Origin of the sequence: Buchnera aphidicola (Chaitophorus sp. 3695) (assembly GCF_964058985.1) — a bacterium.
Classification (GTDB): Bacteria; Pseudomonadota; Gammaproteobacteria; order Enterobacterales; family Enterobacteriaceae; genus Buchnera_J; species Buchnera_J aphidicola_BQ.
The window spans coordinates 1-14,491 of the sequence record NZ_OZ060379.1 but is presented as its reverse complement, the minus strand read 5'-3'; the positions used below and the strand labels follow the sequence as shown (position 1 = coordinate 14,491).

At 20.0% G+C, this 14,491-nt stretch carries 12 protein-coding genes; 3 read left to right on the top strand and 9 right to left on the bottom strand.

The window, feature by feature from the left end; genetic code table 11:
* Nucleotides 1–201: 201 nt before the first annotated feature.
* From dnaA to gyrB, 3 genes are all read left to right on the top strand, one after another.
* On the top strand, nt 202–1,524 hold the full coding sequence (gene dnaA, locus AB4W58_RS00060) for a chromosomal replication initiator protein DnaA (protein ID WP_367674067.1): 1,323 nt from the start codon (nt 202–204) through the stop codon (nt 1,522–1,524).
* A 7-nt stretch (nt 1,525–1,531) separates the two neighbouring features.
* Nucleotides 1,532–2,638 (top strand): DNA polymerase III subunit beta, encoded by a 1,107-nt coding sequence (dnaN, locus tag AB4W58_RS00055; protein ID WP_367674066.1) that lies wholly within the window; start codon nt 1,532–1,534, stop codon nt 2,636–2,638.
* A 76-nt stretch (nt 2,639–2,714) separates the two neighbouring features.
* Nucleotides 2,715–5,126 (top strand): DNA topoisomerase (ATP-hydrolyzing) subunit B, encoded by a 2,412-nt coding sequence (gene gyrB, locus AB4W58_RS00050; protein WP_367674065.1) that lies wholly within the window; start codon nt 2,715–2,717, stop codon nt 5,124–5,126.
* 97 nt (nt 5,127–5,223) lie between these two features.
* On the opposite strand, the gene atpC is transcribed toward gyrB, so the two are convergent.
* The 9 genes from atpC to mnmG all read right to left on the bottom strand — a co-directional run bounded on the left by atpC (nt 5,224) and on the right by mnmG (nt 13,958).
* Nucleotides 5,224–5,643: an ATP synthase F1 subunit epsilon gene (gene atpC / locus AB4W58_RS00045; protein ID WP_367674064.1), complete on the bottom strand. Its 420-nt coding sequence runs from the start codon at nt 5,641–5,643 to the stop codon at nt 5,224–5,226.
* A gap of 18 nt (nt 5,644–5,661) precedes the next feature.
* A complete protein-coding gene (atpD, locus tag AB4W58_RS00040; RefSeq protein ID WP_367674063.1) occupies nt 5,662–7,077 on the bottom strand; it encodes a F0F1 ATP synthase subunit beta in 1,416 nt (471 codons plus the stop codon).
* Nucleotides 7,078–7,104: 27 nt separating this feature from the next.
* Nucleotides 7,105–7,983 carry an ATP synthase F1 subunit gamma gene (gene atpG, locus AB4W58_RS00035; RefSeq protein ID WP_367674062.1) on the bottom strand — a complete coding sequence of 293 codons (879 nt, stop codon included), beginning with the start codon at nt 7,981–7,983 and terminating at the stop codon, nt 7,105–7,107.
* A gap of 42 nt (nt 7,984–8,025) precedes the next feature.
* Entirely contained in the window at nt 8,026–9,570 is a 1,545-nt protein-coding gene (atpA, locus tag AB4W58_RS00030; RefSeq protein WP_367674061.1) for a F0F1 ATP synthase subunit alpha, read from the bottom strand.
* Nucleotides 9,571–9,581: 11 nt separating this feature from the next.
* Nucleotides 9,582–10,118: an ATP synthase F1 subunit delta gene (atpH, locus tag AB4W58_RS00025; RefSeq protein ID WP_367674060.1), complete on the bottom strand. Its 537-nt coding sequence runs from the start codon at nt 10,116–10,118 to the stop codon at nt 9,582–9,584.
* Nucleotides 10,115–10,600, bottom strand: a complete 486-nt coding sequence (locus AB4W58_RS00020; RefSeq protein ID WP_367674059.1) for a F0F1 ATP synthase subunit B — start codon at nt 10,598–10,600, stop codon at nt 10,115–10,117. Before AB4W58_RS00020 ends, atpH begins: the two co-directional genes overlap by 4 nt.
* Before the next feature lie 128 nt (nt 10,601–10,728).
* Nucleotides 10,729–10,968: a F0F1 ATP synthase subunit C gene (gene atpE, locus AB4W58_RS00015; RefSeq protein ID WP_367674058.1), complete on the bottom strand. Its 240-nt coding sequence runs from the start codon at nt 10,966–10,968 to the stop codon at nt 10,729–10,731.
* A 57-nt stretch (nt 10,969–11,025) separates the two neighbouring features.
* Nucleotides 11,026–11,847, bottom strand: a complete 822-nt coding sequence (gene atpB, locus AB4W58_RS00010; RefSeq protein ID WP_367674057.1) for a F0F1 ATP synthase subunit A — start codon at nt 11,845–11,847, stop codon at nt 11,026–11,028.
* A 209-nt stretch (nt 11,848–12,056) separates the two neighbouring features.
* A complete protein-coding gene (mnmG, locus tag AB4W58_RS00005) occupies nt 12,057–13,958 on the bottom strand; it encodes a tRNA uridine-5-carboxymethylaminomethyl(34) synthesis enzyme MnmG (protein WP_367674056.1) in 1,902 nt (633 codons plus the stop codon).
* Nucleotides 13,959–14,491 lie beyond the last annotated feature (533 nt).

Below are 14,491 nucleotides of genomic sequence, written 5' to 3'. Positions count from 1 at the left end.
ACCTTAATAAAATTAATTTTAATAATTATTATATTTTAATTTTAATAAAAAATACATTGAAAAACAATAAACTAAAAATAAATTTATATTAGATAAATTATAACATAAACAATATAAATTTATTTTATATGCCAAAAAAAATTAATAATATATTTATTTATTTTTTTATATAAATTTTTTAGTATTTTGGAGTTTTTAAAAATGTTAAATTTAAGATGGGAAAAATGTTTGAATTATTTTAAAAAAAAACTTTCAAAGTATGAATTTAGTATGTGGATCAGATCATTAAAACCTAAATTTAAAAAAAATAAATTAATTTTATATGTTCCTAATCAATTTATTTTAGATTGGGTAAAAGAAAATTATTTGAAAAAAATTAATTCTTTAATAAAAAATTTTAGTAATGATAAAATTATTTATGTTGAATTAATAATTAACAAAAAATTAAAAATTACTCAAAAATATATCAATTCTTATATAAATCAAAAAATTTCAAAAAAAAAAATATTGCTAAATATTAAAAAAAAAAAATTTAAAAATTTTATCTTATGTAAAACAAATAAAATAGCATATGAATCTGCTTATAAAATAGCAAAAAATCCTGGAAAAAATTATAATCCATTATTTATATATGGAAAAACAGGATTAGGAAAAACTCATTTATTATATGCTATTAAAAATTTTATTATAAAAAAAAATAAAAATTTAAAAATAATTTATATAAATTCAGAAAATTTTGTACAAAAAATGGTGAAATCATTAAAAAATAACTCTATAGAAAAATTTAAAAAATATTATCGTTCTGTAAATATTTTATTAATTGATGATGTTCAATTTTTTTCTAATAAAAAAAGATCACAAGAAGAACTATTTCATACATTTAATAATTTAATCGAACAAAATAAACAAATTGTCTTAACTGCTGATTGTTATCCTACAAAAATTAAAGGTATACAAAATAAATTAAAATCAAGATTAGATTGTGGATTAAGCATTCCTATCAAATCTCCAAAAAAAAATACTAGAATTAAAATTCTAATAAAAAAATCTTCTGAAAAAAATATTTATTTATCATATCAAGTAGCTAAATATATTGCAAAAAAATTAAAATCCAATATTCGAGAGTTAGAAGGAGTAATAAATAAAATTCATGCAAATTTAGAAATTAATCCTAATAATATTGTTACTATTAAATTTATTAAATCCATTTTAAAAGATTTATTTCATACTAAGATAAAAAAAATTACAATAAAAAAAATTCAAGAAATGGTTGCAAATCATTATAACGTAAAATTATCTGATATGTTATCAAGAAAAAGATCAAAATCAATTATTCTACCTAGGCAAATATCTATGAGTCTTATTAAAAAATTAACTAAATATAGCCTAAAAGAAATCGGAGGATTTTTTAATAATAAACAACATAGTACAGTATTATATTCATGTAAAAAAATAAAAAAATTATTATATAATAATCTTGAAATAAAAAAAGATTACTTCTATCTACTTAAAAAATTATCTTAATAAAACTATGAAATGCATTGTTGAAAAAAAAGACTTAACTAAACCTTTACAAAAAATTAGCACTTTATTAATTAAAAATCATCCTAATGAAATTTTAGGAAATATCTTAATAGAAGTAAAAAAATCTTATATTTTATTAATTAGTACAAATACAGAAATTCAGCTAATTTATAAAATTCCTAATAATTACAATTGTATTACTGGAAAAATTACTGTTTCTGGAAAAAAAATTTTAGATATTTTTCGTATTATTTCTGAAAAATTCTTAATTTATATAAAAATCATCAATAAAAAATTATATATATATTCTAAAAATAGTAAATTTTATTTACTTACTTTACCTGCAAAGCAATTTCCTTATTTTAAAAAACAAAAATATAACAAAAAATTTTATATAAACCAAAAAATTTTTAAAAATATGTTAGAATATACTTATTTTTCAATGTCCGTAAAAGATGTAAGACCATATTTGAACGGAATTTTTATAGAATTTACAAAAAAATATATTCGTTCAATAGCTACAAATGGACATAGAATCGCTATTTTTAAAAAAAAAATAAAAAAAAATCTATCTTTTCCAATTTTTAATATTATATTACCTAGAAAATCTGCTATCGAGTTAAATAAATTATTAACTAAACAAGATATGTTAATAAAAGTTTTATTTAATCAAAATAGTATAAAAATTTATATCAATAACATCATCTTTATTTCGAAATTAATAAATAGTAATTTTCCAAATTTAGATCATATCTTATTAAAAAAAAAAAAGTATAAAATTCAGATAAAAAAAGATTTATTAAAAAAATCTTTAGCTCACGTATCAATTTTAGTACATTCACAATTAAAAGGAATATGTTTAATATTTAAAAAAAGTATTTGTACAATTACTTCCGATAATCAAGAAGAAAAAGCAAAGTATAAATTCAAAATAAAATATAAATATACTAAAAAAATAAAAATATCTATTAATATAAATTATTTATTAGACGTTTTAAACGTTCTAAAATATGATCTTATTGATTTAATTTTTGACAAAAAAATTAAACTTTTTGAAATCCAAACATCTAAAAAAAAAGAATTAAGATATATTATTTTGCCTTTATATCTTTAATGTAAATAAAATAAAATTTTTTAATAAAAATTTTATTTTATAAAAAAATTTAAAGAACATAAAAGAAAGAGAAAAAATGTCAAAAAATTATAACTCATCTAATATAAAAATATTAAAAGGTTTAGAAGCGGTTAAAAGACGCCCAGGAATGTATATAGGAGATACAGATGATGGAACAGGTCTACATCATATGGTTTTTGAAGTTGTCGATAATTCAATTGATGAAGCACTTGCAGGATATTGTAAAAAAATAATAGTGTCTATACATAAAGATCATTCCATATCAGTAAAAGATAACGGTAGAGGAATTCCGATCGATATTCATCCTGAAGAAAAAATTCCTGCTTCTGAAGTCATTATGACTATGTTACATGCTGGAGGAAAATTTGATGATTATTCATATAAAATTTCTGGAGGTTTGCATGGAGTAGGAATATCTGTTGTAAATGCTTTATCTTCAAAACTTAAATTAACTATCTTTAGAAATAAAAAAATTTATCAACAATATTATTCTCATGGAAAAAAAATAAGTAAATTAAAAATTGTTGGAATAAGTAAAAATACTGGAACAAAAATTAGATTTTGGCCTAATTATAAAATATTTAATAATATTCAAAAATTTGAACATTCTATTATTTCAAATAGATTAAAAGAATTATCATTTTTAAATCCAAAAATTTCTATTCATTTAAATAATAATATTAAGAAAATTAAAAAAATATATTACCATCGTGGCGGAATAAAAGAATTTATAAAATATCTTAATAAAAACAAAAATTTTATACATCCGAACACTTTTTATTTTGTATCAAAGAAAAAATCTGTTTTAATTGAAATTGCGATGCAATGGAATAATTCTTTTAAAGAAAGAATTTATTGCTATACTAACAATATTCCACAAAAAGAAGGAGGAAGTCATTTATCAGGATTTAAATCAGCTTTAACAAGAACTATTAATAACTATATAGATAAAGAAAATTTTAATAAAAAAAATAAAATAAATATTATAGGAGATGATGTTAGAGAAGGATTAATAGCTATTGTATCTATAAAAATTAATGATCCTAAATTTTCTTCTCAAACAAAAGAAAAACTAGTATCTTCTGAAGTTAAACCTATTATTGAATCTCTAGTACATGAATATTTAATAGATTTTTTATTAGAAAATCCACATGATACAAAAATTATTATTAATAAGATTATTGAATCAGCAAAAACTAGAGAAGCTGCAAAAAAAGCTCGAGAAATTACAAAAAAAAAAAGCGCATTAGAATTATCAGGATTACCTGGAAAACTTGCAGATTGTCAAGAAAAAAATCCAATGCTCTCAGAATTATATTTAGTAGAAGGAGATTCTGCAGGAGGATCAGCTAAACAAGGAAGAAATAGAAAAAATCAAGCTATATTACCATTAAAAGGAAAAATCTTAAACGTAGAAAAATCTACTTTTGAAAAAATGCTTTCTTCACAAGAAGTAACTTCAATTATTACAGCATTAGGATGTGGAATCGGAAAAGATAATTATGATTTAAAAAAATTAAGATATCATAATATAATTATTATGACCGATGCAGATATAGATGGTTCTCATATTAAAACATTATTATTAACATTTTTTTATCGATATATGCCTGAAATTATTGAAAAAGGATATGTATATATCGCTCAACCTCCATTATATAAAATTAAAATAGGAAAGAAAGAAAAATATATTAAAAATTATGTTTCAATGAAAAAATATCAAATTCAAACTGCACTTGAAGAAATACAAATTACTAGTCAAAGAAAAAAATTTAATATATCTGATTTAAAAAAATTTAAAAAAATTATTAAAAAATATATTAATATCAAAAATATTATTAAAAAAGAATATTCTAAAACATTTCAAAAAATATTAAAAGTATTTATTCATCAAAAAATTATAAAAAATTTTAAAAATCAAAAAAATATTAATACTTGGGCAAAAAAAATTATTTTACAATTAGATAAAAAAAAACAAGATAATGCAATATATTCATATAAAATAAAAAATAATATCAATAAAAAATATTATGATGTATATATATATATTAAAATATATGGAAATACAAAAAAATATCGTATTACATATGAATTTGTAAAAAATAAAATTTATAAAAAAATACTTATAGTACAAAATATATTAAAAAATTTTATTAAAAATAAAACATATATTTTAAAAAAAAATAAAAAAATATTACTAAAAAATTTAGAATCATCTCTAAAATGGATTATGAATAAATTTAATAAAAAATTTCTAGTTCAACGTTATAAAGGATTAGGAGAAATGAATCCATCACAATTATGGTACACAACTATGAATCCAAAAACACGTAGAATGATTCAAGTCAAAATAAAAGATGCTTGTTATGCTAATCAATTATTTAATATTCTTATGGGAGATTCAGTAGAACCTAGAAAAAAATTTATTCAAGATAATGCATTAAAAGCAGAAAATATAGATTTTTAAATTCATTGTTATTTCAAAAAATCATTATAAATGTTTTAAAAATATTAGCGGCAGGATAAAAAATTATATATACCGCCGCTAAATACATGAAATAAATTTATTTTTTTTTTAGCTTTTTAACTTTAGAAATACAATTTAATTGCTCTAAAATTATAAAATATTTTATTTTGATTTTATTTGATGATGTCAAATTTTTAATATTTTTATATTTATCTTCAATTTTATTTTTTTTATGAATTAAGACAGATTTATTTAAACATTTAATATTCATAGAATAATTAGTTAATATATTAACTATATTAGATCGAACTTCTAAAATTCCCTTAAAAATAAAAAAATATTCTATATTTCTATTTTTTTTATTTATAATTATTAAACCTGATTTTAAAAAAGTTAATAACGAAATATGATTTATAAAAATACTAAAGTACCCTAATTCACCTGGAACAGAAACAGAATTAATTTTTTCAGAAAAAAGTGTTTTTTTTAAACTTAAAATATTTAAATTTAGACACATAAATTTAATCCTAACTTATTACTTCAATTCAACTTTATTATTTTCAAATTTTTTAATAACTTCTTCAATAGATCCAGTCATATAAAAAAAATTTTCAGGTATATAATCATAAAGACCATCTAAAATACCTTTAAAACCTAAAATAGTATTTTTTAAAGATACATATTTTCCAGGAAATCCAGTAAAAACTTCTGCAACAAAAAAAGGTTGCGATAAAAATTTTTGTATTTTACGTGCTCTTGAAACAAGTAATTTGTCATCTTCAGATAACTCATCCATTCCAAGAATCGATATAATATCTTTTAATTCTTCATATTTTTGTAAAATATATTGAACTCTTCTAGAAATATTATAATGTTCTTCTCCTACTGTAAAAGGATTTAGATGATTGCTAGTAGAATTTAAAGGATCAATAGCAGGATATATACCTAAAGAAGAAATTTTTCGACTCAAAGTAATAGTTGAATCTAAATGTGCAAAAGTAGCTACTGGAGCAGGATCAGTGAAATCATCTGCAGGAACATATACTGCTTGTATAGAAGTAATAGATCCAGTTTTAGTAGATGTAATACGTTCCTGTAATATTCCCATTTCTTCTGATAAAGTTGGTTGATATCCTACAGCAGAAGGAATTCGTCCTAATAAAGATGATACTTCAGTTCCAGCTAATATATATCTATATATATTATCAATAAATAAAAGAACATTTTTTCCTTCATCACGAAATTTTTCAGCTAAAGTTAATCCTGTAAAAGCAACTCTAAATCTATTACCAGGTGATTCATTCATTTGTCCATATACTAAAGATACTTTATTAATAACTTTAGACTCTTGCATTTCATTATAAAAATCATTTCCTTCTCGAACTCTTTCACCTACTCCTGTAAAAACAGAATAACCTTGATGTTCAATAGCAATATTTCTTATTAACTCCATCATGTTTACAGTTTTTCCAACTCCTGCTCCACCAAATAAACCTATTTTTCCACCTTTAGAAAAAGGACAAAGTAAATCAATAACTTTAATACCTGTTTCTAAAATTTCATTAGTATTTAATTGTTCTTCAAATGATGGAGGTTTGCGATAAATTTCCCAATATTCTGCTTTAGAAAGATTATTTTTATCAAAAATAGGTCCTTTATTATCTATAGGATCACCAAGCACATTAATAATTCTTCCTAAAGTAAATTTTCCAACAGGAACTTTAATAGAATGTTTTAAATTACGTACTAATAATCCTCTTTTTATTCCATCTGAAGAACCCATAGAAAGAGTTCTAACAACTTTAGAACCAATATGTTGCTGAACTTCTAAAATTAATAAATTTTTTTTATCTTGTACTTCTAAAATATGATTAATTTTTGGCAAATTTCCTTGAGAAAACTTTACATCTATTACCGGTCCTATTATTTGTACAATTTTTCCAAAAAACATGTATTTTTCTTAAACCTCAATATAATTTTAATCCATTAAAACTGCTGATGCTCCTGAAATTATTTCAGTTAATTCTTGAGTAATATTATCTTGACGTAACTTATTATAAACTAAATTTAATTCTTTAATTAAATCAATACTGTTTTCTGTAGCATTTTTCATAGAAATTATACGAGAAGAATGCTCAGTAAATAAATTTTCTAAAATACTATAGTAAATTTTAATATTAAAAAATTGATTAAATAAATTTTCTAATAATAAATTTGTATTAGATTCATAAACATAATCCAAAGAATTTTTATTAATTTTATTATTATTTTTTAAAGAAATTGGAAGTAATTTTTCTATAACTGGTTTATAATTAATCTTATTTTTAGACTTATTAAAAGCAATAAAAATTTGATCAAACTTATTAAGTTTATAATCAGAAAATAAAATTTTAGAAATTTTATTTGCATTTGAATAATTTAAATTTTTAAAAAAATCATTGTTATATATTTGAATATCATTTTGAAATTGATTTGAAAAATTTATTTCTCTTTTACCTAATATAATTAATTTATAAATAATTTTTTTTAAAGATAAATTTTTTAAATAAGGAATAATTTTTTTAAACAAATTATTATTTAATCCACCACATAATCCTTTACTTGTTAAAACAATAATAAAAGCTATTTTTTTAACTTTTCTTGAAGATGTAAAAATATTTTTTTCTTTTTTAGATTTCAATAAATAAATTATTTTTTCAACAATCTCTATAAGAGTATTAAAATAATGAAAAATGTTATTTATTTTTTTTTCTACTTTTTTCATTTTAATTATTGAAATCATTTCCATAGCTTTAGTAATTTTTTTTGTATTTGTAATACTATAAATTTTTTTTTGTATTTCTTTTTTATTAAGCATAATATACAACCTATATAAAAATCTTATAAATTAAATTTGTTATTATTTGAAATTATTTTTATTTTTAAATTCTTGAATTAACTTATAAAATTTTTTTTTTATTTCTAAAGTATATATTTTTCTTTCATTTATATGTTTTAATAACACACGAAAATTTTTATGCATATAAACCAATAAATTATCTTTAAATAAACATATATTTTTTAATTCAATATCATTTAGCAAATTCTTTTCAATAGAAAATAATAATAATGCTTGCTCGCCTATAGATAAAGATTGGTATTGATTTTGTTTTAATAATTCAATAATTTTCTTTCCTGTTATTAATTGATTTTTTGTAGATACATCTAAATCTGAAGAAAATTGTGAAAAAGATTCTAATTCTTGATATTGCGCTAAAGTCGTTCGAATTCCTCTAGATAATTTTTTAATAATTTGTGTTTGAGCAGAACTTCCTACACGAGAGACAGAAATACCAGAATTTACTGCAGGACGAATACCTGAATGAAATAAATTAGATTCTAAAAATATTTGACCATCTGTAATAGAAATAATATTTGTTGGAATAAAAGAAGATACATCTCCTGACTGTGTTTCTACAATAGGTAAAGCAGTTAAAGAACCAGTTTTATTACAAATAGAATTATTTGTAAAATTTTGAACATATTTTTTATTAACTTTAGCGGATCGCTCTAATAATCTTGAATGCAAATAAAATATATCTCCAGGAAAAGCTTCTCTACCAGGAGGTCTTTTCAATAATAAAGAAATTTGTCTATACGATATTGCATGTTTAGATAAATCATCATAAATAATTAAAGCATCTTCTCCTTTATTACGAAAATATTCACCCATAGAACAACCAGAATATGGAGACAAATATTGTAAAGCTGCACAATCAGAAGCAGAAGCAACAACAATAACTGTATTTTTTAAAACATTATAATCATCTAAAATTCTAGCTATATTTAATATAGTAGACATTTTTTGCCCAATAGCTACATATATTGATTTTATTCCAGAATTTTTTTGATTAATGATAGTATCAATAGCAAGAGATGTTTTACCTGTTTTTCTATCACCAATAATTAATTCTCTTTGTCCTTTACCAATCGGTATCATAGAATCAATGGATAAATAACCAGTTTGAATAGGTTCATTAATTACTTCTCTATCGACAACTCCAGGAGCCTCGTTTTCTATAGGTAAATATCCATCATTTTTAATTGATTCTTTCCCATCAATAGGAATTCCAAGAGAATTAACTATACGACCTAAAAAATTATCTCCTACTGGAACTTCTAAAACACGACCTGTGCATCTAACTTTCATACCTTCATAAATATTTTGAGCAGATCCAAGTACAACAGCACCGATAATCTCTTTTTCTAAATTTAAAGCAATAGCATATTTATTTTTAGATAAAAATAACATTTCTCCTTGTATAGCATTACGTAACCCATAAATTCTAATTATTCCATCTATAACAGAAATTATCTCTCCTTCGTTATAAAATTTTTTTTGAATTTTAAATTCTATAATTCTTTTTTCAATTATTTTAGCAATTTCTACAGAATTGATCTGCATAATTCTTTCTCTTATGTTTGTAAAAAATTTTTTAAATATGTTAAATTATTTTTAATAGATAAATCAATTAAAATATCATCAATAAATATTACAAATCCACCAATTAAACCTAAATCTATAATAAAATTAATCTTAATTTTGGAAAGTAAAATTTTTTTTAAAATTAATTTAATTTTATTTTTTTGTATACTATTTATCACGCCTGATGATTTAAAAACGACATATATAACTTTATTATGTTTTCTTATGATTGAATTATATGCTATATAAATTTTTTTTAATAAAAACAATCTTTTATTTTTAATAAGTAATTTTAAAAAATTTTTTTCATAATTTTTAATATTCAAATCATGTAATAAAAAAATAAAAAGTTCATATAAATTTTTAGAATCAGAATATTCAGAAAAACAATTTTTTATTTTTTTATGCAAAACAATATAAGACATTAAAAATAATATTTTTTTCATACGATCGATTTGATTATTTTTTAATGATATATTAAAAATAGACTGAGCATAAAGATATGCTAATTTTTTATAAAAAATCATATTTTAAAACCTTTTAAATCAGAATGTAAATTCTCAATTAATTTATTTGTATATTTTTTTGTAATTTTTTCTTGTATAATCTTTTTAGCAATTTTAACAGCTAATAAAACAGCATGTTTTTGCAAATTTCTTTTAGCTTTATTTTTTTCTATAAAAATTTCAGATTTAGCTTGTTTTAAAATTTTATTTTTTTCAAATAAAGCTTGTTCAATAGATTTTTTTATAATAATATCTTTTTTTATTTCTGCTTGTCGAATAATATCAATAGATTTTCTTTTAACATTAAGAATTTTTTTTGAAATTTTAGATTTTATTTTAATATATCTTTTTTGTTCTTTATCTGCTAAAAAAATTGCTTTACGTATATTTTTTTGTCTTGTTTTAATAACATGAATAATATTAGGCCAAACAAATTTCATACAAAAAAATACAAAAAAAATAAAAGAAATTGATTGCCCAAAAATAGTTGCATTTATATTCATAAACTTTATTTTTTTCCATTAAATAAAATTCAATTTTTTTAATAATTTTTTATTAAAAATTTCAATCTTTGTATAAATTTCTATAAAAATATAACTAGAGTTAACGCATGAAAAAAATTAACTCTGTATTAAGAAATTCCAAAAATCATATATAAACCTAAACCTACAGTTATCATTGGAATAGCATCTACTAAGCCCATTACAATAAAAAATTGAGATCTTAAAAGAGGAATAGAATCAGGTTGTCTTGCAGCACCTTCTAAAAATTTTCCTCCTAATATACCAATACCTATTGCAGCACCAATTGATCCTAATCCAATCATAATTGCTGCTGATAAATATATAAACTTCATATCAATATTATGCATTTAAATCCCCAAATTTTTTTAAAAAAATATATAAAATTTTTTTTTAATTTAAAATAATTATCTTTTTTTATCTGTCATAGAAAGATAAATAATAGTTAAAACCATAAAAATAAAAGACTGTAAAAAAATTATTAAAATATGAAAAATAGCCCATGGTACGCTTAATATCCACTGTAACCACCAAGGCAATAACGCTGAAATTAATATAAAAATCATTTCTCCTGCATATATGTTTCCAAACAATCTTAAACCTAAAGAAATAGGTTTAGAAAGAAGAGAAATAAATTCTAGAAAAAAATTTAAAAAAATAAAACAAAAATGATTAAAAGGGTGAAAAAATAAACTTTTCAAAAATCCATTTAATCCTTTATATAAAATACTATAATAAATAATTAAAAAAAACACACTAAAAGACATAGAAAAAACAATATTAATATCTGCTGAAGGAACAAATCTAATATTAGAAATATTTAAAAAATATTGACAAAAAAAAGGTATAAAATCTATAGGTAATAGATCCATAAAATTCATTAAAAATATCCAAATAAAAATCGTTAAGGATAAAGGAGCAATTAAATAATTTTTATTATGAGGATATAAATCTTGAATATTTTTATAAACAAAATCAACAGAAATTTCAACAATAGATTGTAATTTTCCAGGAACTCCTATATTTAAATTTTGAGAAATATAATAAAAAAAAATCAAAAAAACACAACCTAAAAAAAATGAAAAAAAAATAGAATCAAGATTTAAAATAAAAAAATTAGTACTATTATTTTCTAAATTTAAGATCTTAAAAGTTTTTAAATCAAATTGAAAATTTTTTAAATGATGATGAATATATTCTTTGGAATGAAATGTAATTCTAGAAAACATTATAATCTTAACCTTTCCATAGTTTAAAAATAAATTTAAAAATAAAATAATAACATTTTAATAAAAAATTTTAATACAAAAAAAATATAAAAAATTTCTTAAAGAAGTTCTTGAATATGTAATTTATTAATTTTAATTTTATAATTAAAAATATTTTTTTAATAATATTATTTAAATATATATCATATAATATTTTTTTTATAAATAAATTATTTATTTTTTATATAAATATTTTTTTTAAGATATATTAATAATATTGATATTGCGGCAGGAGTGATACCAGAAATACGATATGCTTGTCCTATTGAAGATGGTTTACTAAGATTTAATATACTAATTACTTCACTCGATAAACCTCGAATTTTATTATAATTAATATTTGAAGATAAAAATAAATTTTCATACTTAATATGCTTTTTAATTTCTTTATTTTGTCTATGAATGTAACCTGCATATTTTATTTGAATTTCTATTTGTTTTAAAGATTCTAAATCATATAAAATATTAGATTTATAAATACCTAATTTAATTAATTTCTCAATCGTAATTTCTGGTCTTTTTAAAATATCACTTAAATATGTTTTAGAAGAAAATACAGAAATTGAAAAAAATTTTTTAAGTTTTTTAGAAATAAAAGTATTAGGTTTAATTTGGATAGAATGAATATATTTTTTTTCATTTATAATGTTTTCACATTTTTGATTATAACGAATCCATCTAAATTTATCAACTAAACCTAAGTCTCTTCCAATTTTAGTTAATCTAAGATCTGCATTATCCTCTCGAAGAAATAATCTATGTTCTGCTCGTGAAGTAAAAATTCTATAAGGTTCTTTAGTACCTTTAGTGCATAAATCATCAATTAATACACCAATATAAGCTTGATCTCTTCTAGGATACCAAAAAGGTTTTTTAAATACATGAGAAGCAGCATTAATTCCTGCTATTAATCCTTGCGCTGCAGCTTCTTCATAACCTGTAGTACCATTAATTTGTCCTGCCAAAAATAAACCTGAAAAAAATTTAGATTCTAAAGTTAAATGTAAATCTTGAGGATTTAAATAATCATATTCTACTGCATATCCTGGTTTTAATATTTTAGAATTTTCTAATCCTAATATCGTTCTAATAAAATTTTTTTGAACAGAAAAAGGTAAACTAGTAGAAATTCCATTTGGATATATTATATCACTTTTTAAACTTTCTGGTTCTAGGAAAATTTGATGTCGAGATCGATCAGAAAACCTTGAAATTTTATCTTCAATAGAAGGACAATAACGAGGACCAATACCTGAAATTTGTCCAGAATAAACTGAACTTAAATGTATGTTTTCTTTAATAATTTGATGTGTATTAAAATTAGTATATGTAACATAACAAGGAACCTGTTTTAAAATATTATTATTTTTATTTAAAAAAGAAAAAAAAGGAATAGGATTATCCCCTAATTGTTTTTCTAAACCATCTATATTAATACTTTTTTTATCTAATCTAGGTGGTGTACCTGTTTTTAAACGATTAATACGAAAAGGTAATTTTTTTAAATTATTTGAAAGCATAATGGAAGATTTATCATTAATTCGTCCACCAGAAAAATTATTTTTTCCAATATGTATTTTCCCATTTAAAAAAGTTCCTGCAGTTAAAATAATTGATCTAGAAAAAATTTTTATATAATCAGATGTTAAAATACCAATAATTTTTTCTTTTCTTAAAATAAAATCAATCACTTCTTTTTCTAAAACTATTAAATTTTTTTGGGAAAATAAAAATTTTTTAACAATTTTAGAATAAATATTACGATCAATTTGCACTCGAGTAGAGCGAACAGCTGGTCCTTTTTTTGCATTTAAAATTCGAAATTGAATACCAGATTGATCTGCAAAAATACCCATAAAACCACCTAAAGCATCAATCTCTTTTACTAAATGACTTTTCCCAATACCACCAATAGCAGGATTACACGATAAACATCCTAAATTTTTAATATTTTGTGTTACAAGTAAAGTTTTACAACCTAATCTTGAAGAAGCTAAACAAGCTTCAATACCAGCATGTCCACCTCCAATAACAATTACATCATAAGAATTTTTATATATATTATTATTCAAAATAATTTTTTTCCTATATATTTAAATTAATTATATACATATATAAACCTAAATTGATATTAATAAATTAATTATATACATATATAAACTTAAATTGATATTAATAAATTAATTATATACATATATAAACTTAAATTGATATTAATAAATTAATTATATACATATATAAACCTAAATTGATATTAATAAATTAATTATATACATATATAAACCTAAATTGATATTAATAAATTAATTATATACATATATAAACCTAAATTGATATTAATAAATTAATTATATACATATATGAAATTAAATTTATATATTTATATATTTTTATTTTCATTTATTAAAGAATAAAAAATAAAAATAAAAAAATTAAAGAAAAATAAAAGAATTAAATAAAGATAAAGAAATAATAATTAGTAGTTAATAAATAAAAAAATATAAAAATTATTATTAGTTTATAAAAAAATGTTTATAAATTTAATTTTTAATTGTTTTTAAAAAAGAATTTTCAATAATTTTTTGTGATCATAACATGTTTATAA